Below are 18,593 nucleotides of genomic sequence, written 5' to 3'. Positions count from 1 at the left end.
TGTTCAGCGAATGCCTCGCGAAAGCAGACGAGATGTACTAGCTCCGTTGTCAACGGCGAGCGCGCCAGTCTGATATGTCGAGAACAGAACATCAGGGGCGGAACGCGATGAAATTTCACCTATGGGAACGTTTTAGCGATTACGACAACTCGGTTGATGAAGCTACGTTTGCGAAGTTAATCGAGGACAACTTTGCGTCCCTCTCGATGAAAGGCCCTACGACCAACTTGGAGTTAGTCGAGCGAATCGCCAAAGTTTCGAACCTAGGTATCCCAATAGAGTCCCTGTCGGAGATTCTGGCGGAGCCAGAAATCGCTCGTGGATATGTCGTCTTCGGTTGCCCTGGGGACGCATTCGATGTGATCGCCAGAAGCTACGCGAACATGCAATGGTGGCTGACAGACAAAGGACTGAACATGGCAGTTGTGCAGCCCCTACACGAGCGTCTAGCCACGCGATTGATGGAACTTGAGAGTCTGTCGCCACAGCCCCGCGGCTTTGCATTTGAAGGCTTTCTCGACTCGTTGTTTGCTGTCTACAGACTTTCCCCGCGCAAGTCCTTCCGGTTGATAGGTGAGCAAATCGATGGCAGCTTCGATCTTCAAGGCAATACATATCTGGTCGAAGCGAAGTGGCAGGCAGCCCCGATCGGCAACAGCGAACTTCAGTCCTTTGCTGGGAAGGTGCGAACGAAGGCGACTTGGACCAGAGGTTTGTACGTAAGCAACTCTGGTTTTAGCGAGGAAGGTTTGACTGCTTTTAGATCTGGGGACAGCACGCGATTAATCTGTCTTTCCGGTGATGACCTACGCGATATTCTCGTACACAAACTCAACTTGGTGGAAGTCATCAATCTCAAGACAAGACGCGCTGGCGAGACCGGATTGGCGTACATCCCTGTCCGGGAATTGCTGGACAACAGGTGGACTTCTTCACTCTAGGGGGAGGAGTCTCCTTCCTCGCTTCAGACGCGCTGCGTCTTTCGCGACCGTCGCGTGATGCTCCTCGTTAGCAGTTCAGTGCATCGTTGCCGATGATTTCTCCGCCTTGCATCACCCGCTCCGCTTCCTCTTCGGATACCGGGTAGCAATGCACCGTCTTGGCTTCGATGTGGAGGTCATAGCAGAGGAACGAAGTCAATTGTCCTTCACAGGCACCGACCGGCAGCAGCGTGTTCATGCAGATCCGCAAGTTTGTGTCGTGAATGAACCTTTGCCAGAGCTTACCCATCGGCGTGTGGTAAAGGTCCTTGGCGGGCTTGTTGTCTTCGTCGTTGACGCGGCCATAGACGATCATGGGGTCGATGAGGAAAGGGGAGCTCTGCTCCCACAGCACGGAATCGAAGAACATCTGGAACCAACCCCAGAACGTACTCTTCAATAGATCGCTGCGGTAGTTCACCCAGAACAAGGACGGCCCATATTTACTCCGGGCGGCGACCGCTTCCTTCGAGATCGTGGCGCGGAAATGCTTGCCGTGATCAGCCGGGGTCATGAAGTTTAACCCCGCCAGCCGTCCCGCTCGCTTTCTATATAGGTCCACCGCTTCCGGTCGCCGCAACCGGAGGTTTATAAGCAATTGGTCGAGTTCGTAGGCATCCTTGGCGTCTTCGAAGAGTTCGTTGTAGTCGTCGGGCGTGACGGGAACGTCAGCCGCTTCCGCCATGCGTTCGCTCAGGCAATGAAGCCAATCCAGATGAACGATGCTCCACTGCCAATTCTCGATATGAGTCTCCGCCTCCCAATCGGTGGGACATCTCATCAGCTCTTCGAGTTCCAACCGTTTGCCGAGCAATAGAACAGTCCGTTTGGGGTGTTTTTTTGTGTAGCAGCTTCAATTGTATTGATTAAGGCGAATCAGGCGTCTCATTGAAATCCTGTTTGCTCATAGCCCCTTTCGGCGAGTTCTTCAACAAAGAGGGGCGAAGCGGGGTCTTCGGCTGTCTGAAAATTACTGAGGCCAACCCCCACCAGACGGAAGAGCTGCTTCGGCCCCATCTCAACCCGTTCGCGTAGCGCGAGGGCGATGCCTGTAAGTTCGTCGCAAGATGAGGGAGGAGCCAGAAGGGTGAGGCTTCGCGTGAGGCTATTGAACTCCTTCGTTTTGAGCTTCAGAACTACCGTCTTCGCTGCCCGTGCATTGGCGTGCGAAGACTTCCAAACTTTCTCAGCCAGGAGTCGAATCTTTGGCTCTGTGTCTGCCAGGGGAATGTCCTCGGGAAACGTGTCCTCGGCAGAGATGGACTTGCTGACTCGGTTTGGCACCACAGGGTTGCGGTCGATACCGCGGGCGAGTTGATAGAGGCGCAGGCCATAGCTTCCGAAGTGATGTTCAAGGGTAGACAGTTCCAGGGCATAGAGATCGCCGACCGTAGCTATGCCAACTGCCTTCATACGGCTTTCTGTGACCTGTCCTACTCCAGGGATGCGACCCACCGGCAATGGGAGAAGAAAGCTCTGTATTTCGTGCGGTTGGATCACAAAGAGTCCGTTGGGTTTCTTCCAGTCGGATGCGATCTTTGCCAGAAACTTGTTCGGTGCCACGCCAGCGGAAGCTGTGAGATTTAGCTCTTCGCGGATCTGTTCACGGATCATCTTCGCAACTCGCGTTGCCGTTGCAAGCTGCATCTTGTTCTCGGTCACATCCAGATATGCTTCATCGAGAGACAGCGGTTCAATCAGGTCGGTGTGTCGCTGAAAGATTTCACGGACCGCCCGCGAGAAAGCTTTGTATCGGGTGAAATCTGGAGGTATGAAGATCGCATTGGGGCACATTCGCTCCGCCGTAACCGCCGGCATCGCGGAACGCACGCCGAACCATCTGGCTTCATAGGACGCAGCGCAGACAACGGATCGTTTGCCCTTCCAAGCAACCACGACCGGTTTCCCACGAAACTCCGGATTGTCTCGCTGTTCGACCGAGGCATAGAAGGCGTCCATATCCACATGAACGATTTTGCGAAGAGGAGCAGAAGTGCCATCGTCAACTGCGTGTTGGGCATCGGAGGCTGTCATGGTCTGTAATCTTGCTGCACGTCACTTCAAGCAGTCTTCACACGTCTTGCAATGCTCTCTGAAAGCATCCCACTCCGGAATGCCGATAAAGGCAGATGTACTGAGATCAGCGAAGTCCTGTGCTTCAAGGAAGGCATAGTCGTTCGGACGTGCATCTCTAAGTTGACGAAGCAAATTCATACCCACGGAGCAAGCAGGAGGGTCATCGTCTGTCCATCCCGGGCCGGGCGAATTGTGAGGTCGTTGGCTCAGTGAAATCTCCTCGCATCCATTCAATCACATTCGCTTCTTGTTCGCCCATAGCGTTAGATTGATTTTTGGGGCGAAGTCTCGTCAAGGGAAGAAGTCTCTTCCCTTGCTTTAGCCGCTTCGCGTCTTCCGCTCCCCATCTCAGCGGGCCTGTTCGAGACTGTTACGAAACTCTTTGATCGGACGAAGACTGTCCCTTGTGCCACTTCCGATTTGGCGACAAACCCTTGAGCCAAGTGACGAGAAATGGGCTGACCAGGTTTTCCGGATGCCTCTGGCACGCGTCGCGATGGAGGCGGGAACGTATTTCGATCTGGACCAGCGAGCAGCGGCAGGAGCTCGGCGATGAGGTCATCGTAGCGAACGTCCGCGAACTGCGAGCCAACTCTCACAGCGACCGTAAGAGCGATCAGGTCGAATCGGATGCAATGGATGAGGAACAACGACAACAAAAGCGCTTGAAAGTGATTAGAGAGAACGACGGCAAAGGCGGTCTAGACTGTTGCGACGGGGATTGATTTGCCGGGTTGCAAGAGGCCGAGCAGGTCCTGGTCGTAGATGGATTTCTTGCGGTCGGCGAGTTCGGTGAAACGGGCGTAGACTTCGTCGACCTGGTTGCGGTCGAGCGGGTGGCCGAGTTTTTCGAGACGGTCGGCGAGGGCGCGACGGCCGGAGTGTTTGCCGAGGACGAGCTTGGTGTGGCCCGCGCCAACGGATTCGGGAGTCATGATCTCGTAGGCGAGGGGATTGGCCATCATGCCGTGCTGATGGATGCCCGACTCGTGGGCGAAGGCGTTGTCTCCGACGACGGCCTTGTTGGGTGAGCAGCCAAAGGCGATACACTCGGCGAGCATCTGGCTGGTGGGGTAGAGCTGGCTCAGGACGATGTTGTTGGTGTAGGGGAACTTGTCACGGCGAACCATGAGGGCGGCGGCGATCTCTTCAAGAGCGGCGTTGCCGGCGCGTTCGCCGATGCCATTGATGGTGCACTCGACCTGGCGGGCGCCGCCTTCGATGCCGGCCAGAGAGTTGGCTACGGCCATACCGAGGTCGTTGTGGCAGTGTGCGGAGAGGACTATGTCGTCAATTCCCGGGACGCGGGCTTTGACCAGGCGGAAGATCGCGGCGTACTCCTCGGGGGTGGTGTAGCCGACGGTGTCGGGGATGTTGATGGTGGTGGCGCCGGCCTGGACGGCGACGGTGATCATCTTGAGGAGGAACTCGGGGTCGGAGCGGGTGCCGTCCTCGGTGGAGAACTCTACGTCTTCGGTGAAGGAGCGGGCGAGGCGGACCGACTCGGCGGCTTGGTCGAGGGCCTGGTCGCGGGTGATGCGGAGCTTGCACTCGAGATGGAGGTCGGAAGAGGCGAGGACGATGTGGATGCGGTTGGAGGGGGCAGGCTCGACGGCGCGGGCAGAGGCCTCGATGTCTTCGCGTTTGCAGCGTGAGAGCGAGGCGATGCGGGGGCCGCGGACTTCACGGGCGACCGCTCGGATGGCCGCGAAGTCGCCGTCGGAGGCGATGGCAAATCCGGCCTCGAGGACATCGACGCCAAGGGCCGCGATCTGGTGGGCTAGGCGGAGTTTTTCCTCGTGGTGCATGGTGCAGCCGGGGGACTGTTCGCCGTCACGCAGGGTGGTGTCGAAGAAAATGATGTGGTTCGAGCTAGGCATAGAATTCGATCCTCGGTCTGGACGTAATCATAATGTAGGCTTCTGACTTCCGGAGCTGGGTATCAGAAGTTCTAATCGGGCTATACATCTTCCATCTGTATATCGCAGACGAAGGTCCGATTCAATTTCCCGATCCATAACAAATCAGCACTTTTTTTGAAGCTACGCACCGTATCGTAGCATCTATAGTTACGAGTAATTGATCCCTGCGATTTGCGGGGAGCCCAGGAGTGGGGATGTCGAAACGTATCGAGAAGGATAGAAGGTCTGTGAAACGCCTTCGTCCTGAAGAAATTGAAGCTGTGATCATCGACACCGTCTTCGAGGACCTCCTGGAGCACGGTTTTCGCGCAGTCACCGTTGAATCCATCTCTGCCAAAACGGGTATAGCGAAGACATCCATTTACCGCCGCTGGCCCAACAAGGCCGCCATGGTCATGGAGGCTTTCCTCTTCAAAATCGGACCGGGAATCGAATTTCCCAGGAAGTCCAGTTATGTAGAAAGCATTCGCCTCCAGATGCTGGCTTTGGCCAAGGCATTCCGAGGACCCTTCGGCTCGATGATCAAGGCCCTCCTTGGCGAAGCCCAGTTCGATGCGGAATTGGCTGAGGCCTTTCGCACGCGTTGGATCACTCCCCGACGAGAGGCTGCGAAAGAGGTTATTCAATCTGCCATACGGAATAAGGAACTTCGCTCTGACGTCAATCTGGACGAAACGCTCGATGCGCTCTATGGATGGCTTTACTACCGGCTCATGATCGGATCAGGGCCCCTCTCCGACGCCTGTGTGCGAGAAATATTTTCCGCTGTACTGGATGGTTTGCGCGTTCGGAAGGATTAGGAGCCGCAAGATCATCCTCTCCATAGTTATCTCTAAAAGGACTGTTATCTCAGAATGAAAGCAATTCAGATTACACAAACCGGCGGCCCTGAAGTGATGAGCATTCGTGAAGTTCCAACGCCTGTTCCTGGTCCCGGCGAGGTGTTGATTCGGGTAGCGGCCAGCGGCGTGAACTTCATCGACCTCTATGTTCGGGAAGGCCGTTATGCCAATCCGGTCCCATTCATTCCTGGACAGGAGGCCTCCGGTACGATAGCAGCTGTTGGCGAAGGGGTGAGATCCCTTAAAGAAGGAGATCGCATCGCATGGTGCAGCATCCTCGGAACGTACGCGGAGTTTGCATTGGCTCCTGCCGACCGTGTCGTACCCATTCCCGCGGACATCAGCTTCGAACAGGCAGCGGCGGTGATGCTGCAGGGGATGACGGCACACTATTTGTCTCACTCTGCGTACCCTATCCGGAAAGGGGATGAAATTCTGATTCACGCGGGGGCGGGTGGCGTGGGCTTATTGTTGACGCAAATGGCGAAGACACTCGGAGCACGTGTCACGGCTACAGTGTCTACGCGGGAAAAGGCTTCGCTCTCACTTGAAGCAGGTGCAGACGAAGTTTTTCAGTACACGGAAGTTGATTTTGCGGAAAGGATCAACTCTGCTGGCCGGCGGATGAAGGCAGTATACGATTCCGTGGGAAAGACCACCTTTTTGAAATCGCTCCTATGTCTGGAGGAACGGGGAACCGTTGTTCTCTATGGCACGGCGGGTGGAAAGCTTCCGACGTTCGATCTGGAGATGCTTGCAACCGGTTCGTTCCATGTTACCCGTCCCATTTTGAAGCACTACACAGCAACTCGTTCCGACCTTGTAGAGAGAGCAGCAGCAGTATTTGCACTTGTATCCAGCGGCCAACTCAAGCTGCGGATTGAACGCTCCTATTCCTTAGCAGATGCCGAACAGGCTCATCGTGATTTGAATGCTCGGAAGACGACCGGCAAACTGCTCCTGCTTCCGTAGAGGGCCGATTTGTAAGCAGGTACGTGAACACAAGAGACTGATCTTATTCGATCCATTCGTGACCGCAGAAAAACCGCCGGAACAGGCGTGGACTCATCCCAGCATGGGAATAGATTCGGCGGTGTGGTGTTAAGTTGAGAGTGAACAAATATGTCATGGAAGCACGACGGTATAGCCCAGGCGGACACAACTGGCATCGAGCATCTCGACGGGCTGTACAGCTACGCGCGGGTCTTGACCCGCAATCACGCAGAAGCAGAGGATCTGGTACAGGAAACATACGTTCGCGCCATGCAGGCAATGGGGAGACTACGAGCGGATAGCAACATGAAGAGCTGGCTTTTTACTATCTTGAGAAATGTCTGGTTCAACCAGTTGAGGAAATGGCGAAATGGTCCGCAAATGGTCGAGATCGAAGTTGGGGATAGTGTTGCCAACAGCATCATAGAGCCATCCAAAGACGCCTATGATCTTTACGTGAGCAAGATGGAGACCGAGCAAGTACGAGCGGCGATTCAGGAACTGCCGGTAGAATTTCGCGAGATTATCCTATTGCGGGAATATGAAGATCTCTCCTATCTGGAGATTGCGGGTGTATTGGACTGTCCTGTAGGAACAGTGATGTCGCGTTTAGGGAGAGCGCGCGCAAAGCTTCGTACATTGCTTTCAGAAACGCTGAAAAGGTCTGATTCGCCGTCAGTGAGAGGCGCAAAATGACGGGCTGCAATAATTACGGCGCGAACATTCAGCTCTTCCTCGACAAGGAATTGACCGGCCGGCAGCTTGAAGAATTTCGCGCTCATTTAGAAGAATGCGAAACCTGCACGGCGGAGCTTGAAGCAGTAGAGGAGTTGTCCCATCTCCTCCATCGGTCTCGGCCGCTGTACGCTGCTCCGGACGCTCTGCGCAGGCAAGTTACACAAACGATGGAGCTGTCCCCTACTTCAGCACCTTACTCACCTCTTCGCCTCCGAGAGCGTGTCTTGAAGGTTTTAGCGCGGCCAGTGCAAACTGCGGGGCGTGGTGTTCGCCATTGGCCGATGTTGGTAGCTGCAATTCTTCTCGTTACTGCAGGACTCCTGCCAATACCAGGCATTCTGCGGCAGGCAAGCGCTAACAGCTACATCGAAGCAGCAGTTGCGGCCCACCGCAGTTCTTTGAACGGCAGTCTTCCTCTTGAGATCAAGTCCGAATCACCCCGCGTAGTCAGCGCATGGTTTGCGGGTAAGGTGCCTTTCAACTTTCGGCTTCCCGAGGCCGCGGAGGAAGTCGGACATGAGCAACTCTACCAGTTAACCGGGGGACGCCTGGTCAACTACAAAGACGGATATGCTGCGCTGGTTTCTTATCAGATGCAGCAGCAAACGATCAGCCTTCTGGTTTCCTCAAGCAAATCTGCTACAGCTGTCGGGGGAGAAGAAGTCCCTTCCGGTGGAATAGTTTTTCACTACAGCAAGCAGGTGGGCTTTGCTGTCATTACCTGGAGCACTCACGGGCTCACGTACGCTCTTGTCTCGTCTTTACCTGGCTCTGGACGGCAGTCCTGCATGGTGTGCCACCAAAATATGGTAGATGGCGACCACTTTTAGGACGCATCATCGTGCCGTTCGAGCTAAACCGGGCGTAAAAGCGCGGGAACCGAAGGGGCCGACCTACTTCATGTTGTCGCTAACATACCTTCTGGCTGCCTCATGGTTCTCATCGTTCAAGGCCTTCCCAAGGCCCAGTACCACTTCTTTTGCCTCAGATGTAGATATGTCCCTTTTGTACCCTCGTGTGTTTGGCGCTTTTTTAGAAAGGGGAATGTTTGTTACCTAAAGATCGTCGATCAAGCAGCTCCCTGGATACCCAGTGCGATAATTGACGGGATCGATGCGCTAAACGGCCAAACTTGGCATTCTCCAGATCCCGTAGTCTTCGCTTTCGCCTAAGTGATTCACAATGTGCACGCGCCAGCCAAGGAACGATCAAGCGTCGCCGCATTAATCGGTCCGCCACCATGGGCATGCGTGGATACATACTTCCCAACCGCCTTAGCAAGATCCGCGCGGCACGTCTTGCTCGTACGAACCGCTGCTGTATCTACCAGTTCCGCAATCAGAGACTTCTGCACCTCATCCAACTGCGGCCGGATCACCTTTAACAAATCGACCGGCGCATGCTCCGGTGCTTTGCCTGCGCGATACCAGTCCGCCAGCAGCGCGTACTGCACAAACTTATTGGCTTCGATCTGTGCCTTGAAAAACTTCGATACCGACGCTTGATCCAGTCCCTTCGCCACGCCATCCTTCATTGCGTCTAGAAGCACCTGTGCCTCTCGCGGCACATCTTCCACGGCCTTGCTACTATCCCACTTCGCCAGCGCTACCTGTTCTCCAATCATGAGTCGGCACGCCGTCGTCTCCACCAGCGGTTGAAGCTGATCTACTGTATTCTGCGCGTAGGCCGCGCTCCCGCCAATTGCGACAATGGCCAAGATCGGTAATTTCTCAACGTGAAAATGCATTTTTAACGATTCAACTCCGATACTCTAAACACACAAGCGGCTGATTTATTCCTTAGGTTCGTCGTGCCGAGACTAGAAGGAGGGTTGCGTCACGTACGGGCGCTGCGCCGTGAGACCGCCGTCAAGGGTCAAGGACTGTCCTGTGTAATAGGATGATCTGTTTGAAAACAGCCATGCAACTGCATCGGCGATCTCCTCCGGGCGTCCGATCCGGCCAATGGGATGCACCGCACTCATTTCGTCGAGCGCCTCTTGGGTGCCAAATACGTCGAGCAACATCTCAGTCCTAACCGCGCCAGGACTCACTGCGTTCACCCGAATACCATATCGTCCGCATTCGATCGCGGCAGTCTTGGTCAAGCCGAGCACAGCGTGTTTGCTGGCCACATAGGGCCCGGCGGTTGGAAATGCTAGCAGGCCGCCGACTGAGGCAGTATTGACGATTGAGCCCCCCTGCCCTTGTGTCATCATCTGTTTGACCTCGTCCTGAAGCAGAAGAAACAGGGCTTTTACGTTCACAGCGAAGACGCGGTCAAATGTTTTCTCGGTCTGATCTGTGAGCAACCGGTTTTCACCGGAAATCCCGGCATTGTTAAATGCGTAGTCGAGCCGTCCGAAGGTTTCGAGAGTGAATGGTACGATCCGCTTCACCTGCTCGGGTTGGCTGAGGTCTGCCTGGATGAACGCCGCAGATCCGCTGTTGCGTTTGATGTCCTTGACGAGCAGTTGCCCCTCGCTTTGCCGCCTTCCTGTGACGACTACCTGAGCACCTAGCTCAGCGACACGCCTTGCAGCCGCAGCGCCAATGCCACGGTTTCCACCGGTGATGAGTGCCACCTTTCCAGCAAATTCAAAGCTATTTCCCATTCTCTCGCCTAACATTCCTCTCACTTGTTCTTCATTCGGCGCCGAGTGACTGATGGGCGTGTCGGGACGGATGACTGTCGTCGACCTAAAGCAAACTGCGATGCCGAATGCCTTCGGTATTGCTGCTGATAATGCCGGTCGCCCGAGAGGACCTGTGGAGCAGCCTTCACAAGCGATGAGACGGTGATCGTCAACGACGCGGTGTTGAAGTTTTAGACCAAGAGAGGCGGACCAGTCAGAATCAGATCAAATTTTTCAAACAGAGCCTCGTCTTGAGGTGGCATAGAGTTGCCCTTGGTTACCTCTCGAAAGAATGCCTCCATCTTTCCTGCTGGGGTATAGGAGATCAGCATCCTACCTCCATTATTCCCGACAAATGCCCATGCATGCGGCAGGTTTCTTGGTGCGAGGATGGAACCTCCAGGTCGAAGCGTCACACGATCGTGACCAACTTCAAAGAGGAACTCTCCCTCTATGACATAGAACCATTCATCCTGATGCGGATGAATATGACGAGGAGGGCCGCCCTTCTGACGGGTAGTGTGCTCGATGATGAACAACTCATTATTTGTGTCTCGAGTTAGAACCTTAAAGGCGATCGATGTAATTCCGAGGCTGTGAGCTTCATCTAGACGGTCCTCGCCAGACAGGACCGGATGAATTAGAGAGGGGCTGTTAGGTGTAAGTGATTGACCACAGACAGCAGCAGAGGCTGCCGAGATCGCAAGTGACATGAAAGAACGACGCTGGATAATAACCTCCTACTATTTGAAACGCTCAGTTCAACGATTTATTTCGGCCTTGGTAGATGTCGTCTGCAACACTCGGAATAACACGCCGGAAGAAGACTTATTCCCACATCCAGGCACGACATAAAAAACTTCCGGCTGAGTTCAGGGTCGCCGATGGCCACTCGCTGCGATAAACTCAAGTCCAACTGCCACGCTCTCGGCGTCATCACGTGTGCCTGGCTACAATCTGCAAATATATATGTAGATACCGCCTGGTCAGGGATGAGGCGGCCTTACGCGACAACATCGAATAGATCGCTCACAAGAGGGAGGTGTGACGATTTAGGAACATTCCGGTCCATCGCGGAATAAACCAGTTGTGACGGTGTTCTGGTTTCAAGAGGCCAGCCGCGTTCTTCCTCAAGCGCTTGCTGGCCGGTCGTTACGGACGGTATAACCATGTCTCTTGATGTATTACTCGATATACTTCTAACTCCAGTTTTGCAGCTTCTAGGAAATATCAACCTCTCTCGTGACATCGGAGATGGTCGAAAAAGATCCGACAAAACTTCGCCTCCTTATGCCCGGCGATTGGGGATGATTGCATTGGTCCTCGCCGTTGCGTGTATGGCTCGAGACTCTATCGCCCAAACGGCGAACGAGTCGATGGATGTACCTCCTCACTCCAGACTTCTGCTACGGGCCGTTGGAAGGGGAGATCAAGTTTACGGCTGCGTCAATGGCCGTTGGGCATTGAAGGCCCCGGATGCCAAGCTCCTCAATCAGGAGGGATCTGTCATTGGACGACACTTTGCAGGTCCGACGTGGCAGCTCAATGATGGTAGTTGGGTAAAAGGAAGGGCTGTCGCCAAACAAGTTGCTCCCGATGCGACCGCAGTGCCCTGGTTGTTGCTTGAGTCGGTCGGCGGTACCGGAAGATTGGGGACGGTACGATTTATCCAGCGTACCGGGACGCACGGGGGAAATGTGCCTGACGGTAGTTGCAGCCAGAACGCAATGCGCAGCGTTCCTTACACAGCGACATATTCTTTCTACGAAGCGGGGCAATGATCAAAACATGGCGCTCATAGCTGGAAGGGCGCAAGGCACGGCAGCGGCCTCCATCCTGAATCAGATCTCGAGAACACGTCGAAGCTATTATTGGCGCCGGGAATAAAAACATTGGCGCCGTGTTCAGTCTTACGCGGAGACCATTGAGGCCGACTCTCCACTTTTCGCGTCGTGTCTATGACCTACATCAAGAGACTCTGTCGCTGCTTGTATTGCTGACTCTCCGTCTGTAGAAACCTGCTTCAATTTCTTCCACTAACTAACGAAAGGTTTTATGAAATTTCTTATCGCTTCTATACCGGCGGCCGGACACCTCAATCCACTTCTGTCCGTCGCCTCGCTGTTAGAGGAGTCCGGCCACGAGGTCGCCGTGCAGGTCAACGAAGACCTGCGTCCTGCCGTCGAAGCCGCCGGTCATCGCTTTCTCGCAGAGATTCCCAACGCCCAAACCTCAGCAGGCTATTACTTGGAGACGTACCCCGAGCGTATGCAGATGTCGCCCGGTATGGAGATGACCGGCCACGCTCTCGTCCACTTCTTTGCCCGCAACATCGCCGCCCAGTCCGCCAGCCTCAAGATGGCGCTTTACGACTTCCAAGCCGATCTCATTCTCGCTGACTCCATCTACTGGGGCACTCTCCCCATGCTCGTCGGCCCTCGCGACAAGCGCCCCGCCATCGCCCACCTTGGGGTTTCCGTTGTCAATATCGGCAGTGGGAAGAACATTCCCATGCGCCCCGACGAGACTCCGGAGCAGCGCGAAGCAGAACTGCAACTCCGCGAGCACTTCATTCTCCAGCCCGCGCAACAGGCCGTCAACGCTGCCCTCGCCAGCCTTGGTTGTCCGGCGCTTCCATGTCCCATCCTCGAAGCCATGACCGAGTTACCCGACCTCTACCTGCACCCTGGCATCGAGAGCTTCGAATACCCTAACTCCAACTCGAAGGTACGATACATCGGCGCGTTGCCCACGCCAGCTGGCCAGCCCACGCTGCCCGAGTGGTGGCAGCGCCTCGACCGCACTAAGCGCCTCGTCCTAATCACCCAGGGCACCATAGCCAATCGCGACCTAGGCCAGGTCATCGCTCCCGCGCTCGTCGCACTCGGTGGCAGGGAAGATGTCACGATCATCGTCACCACAGGCGGGCAACCAGCCGAGTCCATTCCCGTTGCCATCCCCTCGAACGCCCGCATCGCCTCATTCCTGCCCTACGCGCAGATCATGCCGGAGATCGACCTGCTCATCACCAATGGAGGCTACGGCACCGTGAACACGGCGATCTCCCACGGCATTCCGGTCATCTCCGCCGGTCTTACCGAAGATAAGGAAGAGGTCTCTGCTCACGTCCAGTGGTCCGGCGCAGGGATTGATCTGCGCACCAACCAGGCGACCCCTGAGGCCATTAGGCACGCAGTCAACGAGATCTTCACGCAGCCTGGTTACCGTAAGCGCGCTCAACAGCTCTCGCTCGAGTTCGCCAGCCACGACGTCGAAGCCGAACTGATCAGCCTCATCAAGGAGTGCGTCCGCGAGACGGTCAGCGCGTAGCTCCACGCCAGACATGCCTCGTCGCTGCACACCTCCCCGTGCAGCAGCGAGGCTGCGTCTCTCACCTCAAACCTGGATAAGGAAAGCACCCTTCGTTTTGAATTCGAAAGCGGACCCGCAGTGCCGGTTCCGGAAAGCCTGATCGATTCGCCCTTTGCTCAGGCGAGACGTGCCTTTTTCGTGGGTCTGCTGTGCTTGATTGATCTTCTCCTGAGACCCGTCACCGATACAGACGGGTACTCCGGTCTTCTAATCGCCCGATGGTGAGAGTTCTCCGAGTCTTGAGCTTTGCGCCTGTGTTGCCCAGACACCACGGTTGCGATTCAAACGGCCGGTGCAGATCTTTTATCGAAACCAGGGGCCTAGCAGTCTGCCCACGACCGCAAATAGACGAGAGCATCGCAACCAGGACGCCTTCCGTCGAAATGTAATTCGCACGAGTTTTTCATTGACAGCCGATTGGGATCGCAGTGCTGGAGAAGAATTCTCCAAGACTGACTTAGAATCCACCTGCAAATCAACAGCGGAAGTGCTTTCGAGCTTTAGGATTGCTGCAATAAGCTCAGGACTTAGATAAGGGATCAAGCCAATAACCTCGTTCGATTCGACATGATGGATAAGCGGGAGATGAGCGTCTTCAACATCCTGTAGTGAGAAAACACTTTGCATCGCCCTGTATTCCTTGTGGGCGAAACAAATAGCGCGCTAGGTGTTCAAGTCTTCGGATAACAAAACTTGCTGTCTTGTTTGGGAATAGACAAGTGCTTCGCGTGTTCTACCAATACAGGCGCACGGCCAGCGTCCACACTGTGCGATTCGTGAAGATGAAATACCAAATCGTTGGATGAGAGGAATACGAGCCTAAAATGGGCGAGACAACCTATGCACTTGGACATTCGTCGGCTGAGATCGAGCGTCTGAAGAATCAGGCGGCCATGTTGCGACCGATCACGGAGCGTCTCCTCCGCAGCGCAGGAATCGATGCAGGCGTGCGCGTGCTGGACTTGGGCTGTGGTGCCGGCGATGTCTCTATGCTCGCTGCCGAACTGGTAGGCCCAGCAGGCATCGTCGTCGGTATCGATCGCAGCCAGGAAGTTCTCAACGTGGCCAGAAAGCGGACCCAGGAAGCCAGGCTTCGGCAGATCAGTTTTGTACACGCCTCGGTTGAAGAGTTTTCCGCCGGTGAACCTTTCGATCTCGTAATCGGTCGATACATACTGGTCCACCAGCCGGAGCCGGTCGCCCTATTGCGTAAAGCCGCGCATTTGGTCCGGCCTGGGGGAGCGTTAGCCTTCCATGAAGTTCGCATGGGCAGCATTACTAAATCCTTTCCGTACGTCCCGCTATGGGATCTGACTACCGACCTTGTTCGAATCGCTCTCCAGTCGTCGGTGCCCAACTACGATGGCGCCGATCGGCTCGGCGGGCATTTTTCCGAGGCCGGCCTGCCGTATCCCCATCTGTTCTGCGAGGAACTAGTCGGGGGCAGCGCGGATTCACCTCTTTATGGTTCACTCGCTGAACTTTTGCAAACCCTTAAGCCTCAACTGGAAAGAATGAGGATTATGCCGGCGGAGACAATTGCAATGGACGGCCTTGAAAGCCGACTCAGAGATGCAGTCATCAAAGCGCGCAGCCAGATCTATGGACCTGCGCAGGTTTGTGCCTGGGCGCGGCTCTGAACAGCGTTTGCTCTTGAACCTACGTGCAGAGGGGCCGCCACCAATTGACATCATGCTGTACAACCGACCAGGAACGAAACAGTTCTCGACCATCACGATTCCACGTCAGACGTGCCTCGTCGCTGTACACCTCTTCAACGCAACGGCGAGTCTGGACCTCTCGCCTCAAACCTAGAAAAGGAGAGCATCATGTCTTCGACCTTCCTTGAACTTCAGCCTCTCGAACTCCTGCCCGGCAATCTACTCCGCCCCCTCGGCGCTTTTGAAGAGCTCTTCTGCCTCTTCGACCAGTACTTTCCCACTAATGGAGCACTCGCGGCCCAAATCGCCGGCCACACAACCGTCCAACAGTGGCGCGACGCGCTCGACGCAGTACAGCAGCGCCACCCGCTGCTCTCTGCCTGCATTGACACCACCTTCAACCGCGTCCCTCACTTTCGCCGCGTCACCGGCCAGCGCATCCCGCTCCGCGTGGTTAGTTCGCCCAATGCCCGATGGCAGCGGGAGATTGCCGAAGAAGTAAACGAACCTTTCACTCCTGATCAGGCCCCTCTCTTTCGAGCTGTACTGCTCCATCAGGAGAAGCACTGCATCTTCATCCTCTCCTCACATCACGCTGTCTGCGACGGCTCCTCCCGCATCTTTCTTTTGCGTGACATCCTCCTCGCTCTCACCGGACATGCCCTCGAGGCTCTGCCACTGACGTCTTCTCGCGAAATTCTCTTCGGCGCGCAACAGCGCACCTCCACCGAGCCCGGCCTACCATCCTTCGCTGCTCCGCGCCCTCTCCCACCGCATGTGGAAGGAATTGCACTCACGCAAGAACTGACCACCGCACTCCAGCGCCGCGCTCGCGAGGAAGGCGTCACCATCCACGCCGCCATTTCCGCCGCGCTCGCTATCGCGGGGAGAGCCATCGATGAAAACTGGCGCAATAACCCGCTTCGCATCATGTCGCCTGCTGAGATCCGCGATATTCTTGGCCTTAAAGATCAATGCATGGTCTCCTTCGGCGGCGGTGAGATCTCGATCGCGCCAAACGGCTCGATGACGATCTGGGACCTCGCACGGTTCGCGAAAGATGGCCTCTCTGCCGTCAAGAGCACAGAAAATATATCCAGGATGATCGATCTCCAATCCGCAGCTGTCTCGTCCAACCTCACCGTCGAACAGGCGTTTCAACTCAAACGAAACGCGTTCAACGCGCAGGTCATGCTCTCAAATCTCGGCCGTCTCCCATTCGACGGCACATTCGGCCCCCTAAAACTCGAGACCCTCTGGGCACCGTGTGCACTCCGCGGCATCGAAGGAGAGCAGACCCTTGGAGCGGTCACGGTCAACGGTTCGCTGCACCTCACGCACACGAGCCCCACGCCAATCCGCGGCCTGCTAGCGGGTGTGGTAGAGGTACTCCGCAAAGCATGCGCGATCTAACCCAATTCCCAAACTTGACCTCGCCAGCAGATTCAAACCGCTGCGTCTCTCGAGAGTGCGATATATCTATGAAAAGAAATGCCGATTAATCACTGTAACGCAGAGCCCAAAGGAGCAGGAGTGACATTGTCCGCGTTTGTCGGGACGAATCAATTTCTGCCCCGTGCTCCATTGCATCGTCTACTGATAAAAAATCAGCACTTTTTTCTGGAGCTACGCACCGTATCGTAGCATCTAAGATTACGGCAATTGATTTCTGTATCTCGACAAAGTCTGGAAACGCCTTCGTCCTGAAGAAATTAGAGATCTCATCCTCAACACCGCCTTCGAGGAACTTCAGGAGCACGGTTTGGGAATAACTCTCGATGTGCGGTTTTCTAACAACTGGCCAATTTATTTTTCTAAGGACACCTTAAATGACTCCCCTCACTCCTGCTCAAATGACTACCTCCACTCCTGCAGCTGGCAATCACGCGCATCCGTATAGACATAGCGTCCCAACACTTGCAGCGATTGGGTTTCTGGCCTACTACGTGGTGGTGATGTGTCACGAGGTCCTTGGGCATGGTGTAGCGTTTCGTATGCTCGGCGCGCACCATTTCGTCTTGACCTCAACGTCGATAGATTCATCTGACATGCTCGCTGCCTTCGCTCCGGGAAGGTTGGGTTATCGTTTTATCAATGCAGCCGGGTCCCTCTCCACTATTCTCCTCGGCATCTTGCTATATCCATTGCTTATTCTTGCGATGCGTAAGCGGGCAAATATTACACTCCGCATTTTTCTTTGGCTGGTAGTCGCGGTGGGCATCTTCCATGGTTTCTGCTACATCATCTATTCGGGGCTCGCGGGTGTGGGCGACTGGAAAGAAGTGATCGCATTCTGGCCACATCAGACATTGCTACGTGTTCTTGAGATCGTCTTCGGCACACTGATCTGCACTGGTGTTGTGCGCTTCTTTGCTGCGCTCTTTAGCACGTTCCCTGAGAGCCTCACCCGACTCGCTCTGGTCCCATATGCTGCGGCGACGTTCATCTTCTGTCTTGCGGGCCTTCGGATCCCAAACGGAAGATATCTCATGCTCATTTCCGTGCTGCCCGCAAGCCTGATGGGGCAGGCCATCCTGCTCTTTGTCGCACCGGTCGCTCGCAGGCTTCGCAAAGAATCAGCACCGGAAGAAGTCGTTCCCATCAGTCCTACCGCTCTTTTCTTTGCAGCCTTGTTTATCGTGATTATCTTCCTGACGGCACCGGGCGTTCACTTCATGATGCCGTAATGCCCCCAAAAGGGCCTCTCCCCCTGGTGGCTCTGCCTTTACGTCATCGTGTACTCGTTGTACCTGTTGTAAACGAATTTCGTGGTGATGAGAAAGGCTTTCGTTTTTAAACAGGGGCAGATGAGAAGATGCTGGTGCGGAAGCGGAGGCAGATCTCCTTATGAGTTACATCCAAGGCGAGGGACGGAGTCAGGGAACACTGTTTCCTGTGGTATTGGACGACTTCGTACCCGCAGATCACGTGTGCCGTGTGATCGACGCATTCGTCGAGAAACTCGAGATGTCAGACCTCGGCTTCGAGCGCGCAAAGGCCGCCGATACGGGACGACCTGGCTACGATCCGCGCGACTTCTTGAAACTGTATCTGTACGGATATCTGAATCAGATCCGCTCGTCGCGGCGCTTGGAAGCTGAGTGCCGTCGGAACGTCGAGTTGATGTGGCTCCTGGGGCGCCTGTATCCAGACCATAAGAGCATCGCTGAGTTCCGTCGGATGCACCGCGATGCAGTAACGGCAGCGGGGGTAGAACTGATCCGCTTTGCACGCGGTTGTGGACTAATCCGAGGTGAGTGGATCGCTATCGATGGCTCTAAGTTTCGTGCTGTTGCTAGCGTGGATAGCACTCGCGAGCGACTTGCACTGCAACGCCACCTTGACAGTGTCGAAAAGGCCGACGAAGAACAACA

General features: G+C 55.3%; 17 protein-coding genes. 11 read left to right on the top strand and 6 right to left on the bottom strand.

What is annotated here, in order from left to right:
- Positions 1 to 107 precede the first annotated feature (107 nt).
- A complete protein-coding gene (locus HDF09_RS06370) occupies positions 108 to 941 on the top strand; it encodes a restriction endonuclease (RefSeq protein WP_183763547.1) in 834 nt (277 codons plus the stop codon).
- A gap of 67 nt (positions 942 to 1,008) precedes the next feature.
- Here HDF09_RS06370 and HDF09_RS06365 read toward each other — a convergent pair whose 3' ends face one another.
- The 3 genes from HDF09_RS06365 to HDF09_RS06355 all read right to left on the bottom strand — a co-directional run bounded on the left by HDF09_RS06365 (position 1,009) and on the right by HDF09_RS06355 (position 4,936).
- Entirely contained in the window at positions 1,009 to 1,761 is a 753-nt protein-coding gene (locus HDF09_RS06365; protein WP_183763545.1) for a hypothetical protein, read from the bottom strand.
- Positions 1,762 to 1,865: 104 nt separating this feature from the next.
- Entirely contained in the window at positions 1,866 to 3,014 is a 1,149-nt protein-coding gene (gene dinB / locus HDF09_RS06360) for a DNA polymerase IV (RefSeq protein WP_183763542.1), read from the bottom strand.
- Positions 3,015 to 3,757: 743 nt separating this feature from the next.
- Entirely contained in the window at positions 3,758 to 4,936 is a 1,179-nt protein-coding gene (locus tag HDF09_RS06355) for a 2-isopropylmalate synthase (protein WP_183763526.1), read from the bottom strand.
- A 236-nt stretch (positions 4,937 to 5,172) separates the two neighbouring features.
- On the opposite strand from HDF09_RS06355, the gene HDF09_RS06350 reads away from it, so the two are divergent.
- The 4 genes from HDF09_RS06350 to HDF09_RS06335 all read left to right on the top strand — a co-directional run bounded on the left by HDF09_RS06350 (position 5,173) and on the right by HDF09_RS06335 (position 8,381).
- Entirely contained in the window at positions 5,173 to 5,778 is a 606-nt protein-coding gene (locus tag HDF09_RS06350; protein WP_183763523.1) for a TetR/AcrR family transcriptional regulator, read from the top strand.
- Positions 5,779 to 5,832: 54 nt separating this feature from the next.
- Positions 5,833 to 6,792 carry a quinone oxidoreductase family protein gene (locus HDF09_RS06345; RefSeq protein ID WP_183763520.1) on the top strand — a complete coding sequence of 320 codons (960 nt, stop codon included), beginning with the start codon at positions 5,833 to 5,835 and terminating at the stop codon, positions 6,790 to 6,792.
- Between the two features lie 150 nt (positions 6,793 to 6,942).
- Complete coding sequence (locus HDF09_RS06340; RefSeq protein WP_183763517.1) at positions 6,943 to 7,509, top strand: sigma-70 family RNA polymerase sigma factor; 567 nt, start codon at positions 6,943 to 6,945, stop codon at positions 7,507 to 7,509.
- Positions 7,506 to 8,381, top strand: coding sequence for an anti-sigma factor family protein (locus HDF09_RS06335; RefSeq protein ID WP_183763514.1), 876 nt, complete (start codon positions 7,506 to 7,508; stop codon positions 8,379 to 8,381). The genes HDF09_RS06340 and HDF09_RS06335 overlap by 4 nt, the downstream gene beginning before the upstream one ends.
- Positions 8,382 to 8,728: 347 nt before the next feature.
- On the opposite strand, the gene HDF09_RS06330 is transcribed toward HDF09_RS06335, so the two are convergent.
- The 3 genes from HDF09_RS06330 to HDF09_RS06320 all read right to left on the bottom strand — a co-directional run bounded on the left by HDF09_RS06330 (position 8,729) and on the right by HDF09_RS06320 (position 10,899).
- Positions 8,729 to 9,268 carry a chorismate mutase gene (locus HDF09_RS06330; protein ID WP_183763511.1) on the bottom strand — a complete coding sequence of 180 codons (540 nt, stop codon included), beginning with the start codon at positions 9,266 to 9,268 and terminating at the stop codon, positions 8,729 to 8,731.
- Between the two features lie 102 nt (positions 9,269 to 9,370).
- Positions 9,371 to 10,165, bottom strand: a complete 795-nt coding sequence (locus HDF09_RS06325; protein ID WP_183763508.1) for an SDR family NAD(P)-dependent oxidoreductase — start codon at positions 10,163 to 10,165, stop codon at positions 9,371 to 9,373.
- A 212-nt stretch (positions 10,166 to 10,377) separates the two neighbouring features.
- Positions 10,378 to 10,899: a cupin domain-containing protein gene (locus tag HDF09_RS06320; protein ID WP_183763504.1), complete on the bottom strand. Its 522-nt coding sequence runs from the start codon at positions 10,897 to 10,899 to the stop codon at positions 10,378 to 10,380.
- A 456-nt stretch (positions 10,900 to 11,355) separates the two neighbouring features.
- Here HDF09_RS06320 and HDF09_RS21270 point away from each other — a divergent pair, with 456 nt between their 5' ends.
- The 6 genes from HDF09_RS21270 to HDF09_RS06290 form a co-directional block, all read left to right on the top strand.
- Positions 11,356 to 11,967, top strand: a complete 612-nt coding sequence (locus HDF09_RS21270) for a DUF3455 domain-containing protein (protein WP_183763502.1) — start codon at positions 11,356 to 11,358, stop codon at positions 11,965 to 11,967.
- 274 nt (positions 11,968 to 12,241) lie between these two features.
- Positions 12,242 to 13,516 carry a glycosyltransferase gene (locus tag HDF09_RS06310; RefSeq protein ID WP_183763500.1) on the top strand — a complete coding sequence of 425 codons (1,275 nt, stop codon included), beginning with the start codon at positions 12,242 to 12,244 and terminating at the stop codon, positions 13,514 to 13,516.
- An 866-nt stretch (positions 13,517 to 14,382) separates the two neighbouring features.
- Positions 14,383 to 15,198, top strand: a complete 816-nt coding sequence (locus HDF09_RS06305; protein WP_183763498.1) for a class I SAM-dependent methyltransferase — start codon at positions 14,383 to 14,385, stop codon at positions 15,196 to 15,198.
- A 189-nt stretch (positions 15,199 to 15,387) separates the two neighbouring features.
- Positions 15,388 to 16,632: a phthiocerol/phthiodiolone dimycocerosyl transferase family protein gene (locus HDF09_RS06300; protein ID WP_183763497.1), complete on the top strand. Its 1,245-nt coding sequence runs from the start codon at positions 15,388 to 15,390 to the stop codon at positions 16,630 to 16,632.
- Positions 16,633 to 17,048: 416 nt separating this feature from the next.
- Positions 17,049 to 17,906 carry a hypothetical protein gene (locus HDF09_RS06295; RefSeq protein ID WP_183763495.1) on the top strand — a complete coding sequence of 286 codons (858 nt, stop codon included), beginning with the start codon at positions 17,049 to 17,051 and terminating at the stop codon, positions 17,904 to 17,906.
- Between the two features lie 160 nt (positions 17,907 to 18,066).
- Positions 18,067 to 18,593: transposase (locus tag HDF09_RS06290; RefSeq protein WP_183763492.1), on the top strand; the 527-nt coding region annotated here is incomplete at its 3' end.

This window comes from Edaphobacter lichenicola (assembly GCF_014201315.1).
In the GTDB taxonomy this organism is placed as follows: domain Bacteria; phylum Acidobacteriota; class Terriglobia; order Terriglobales; family Acidobacteriaceae; genus Edaphobacter; species Edaphobacter lichenicola_B.
Note: the sequence above shows the minus strand (reverse complement) of the source record. Positions and strands in the feature narration are given on the sequence as shown.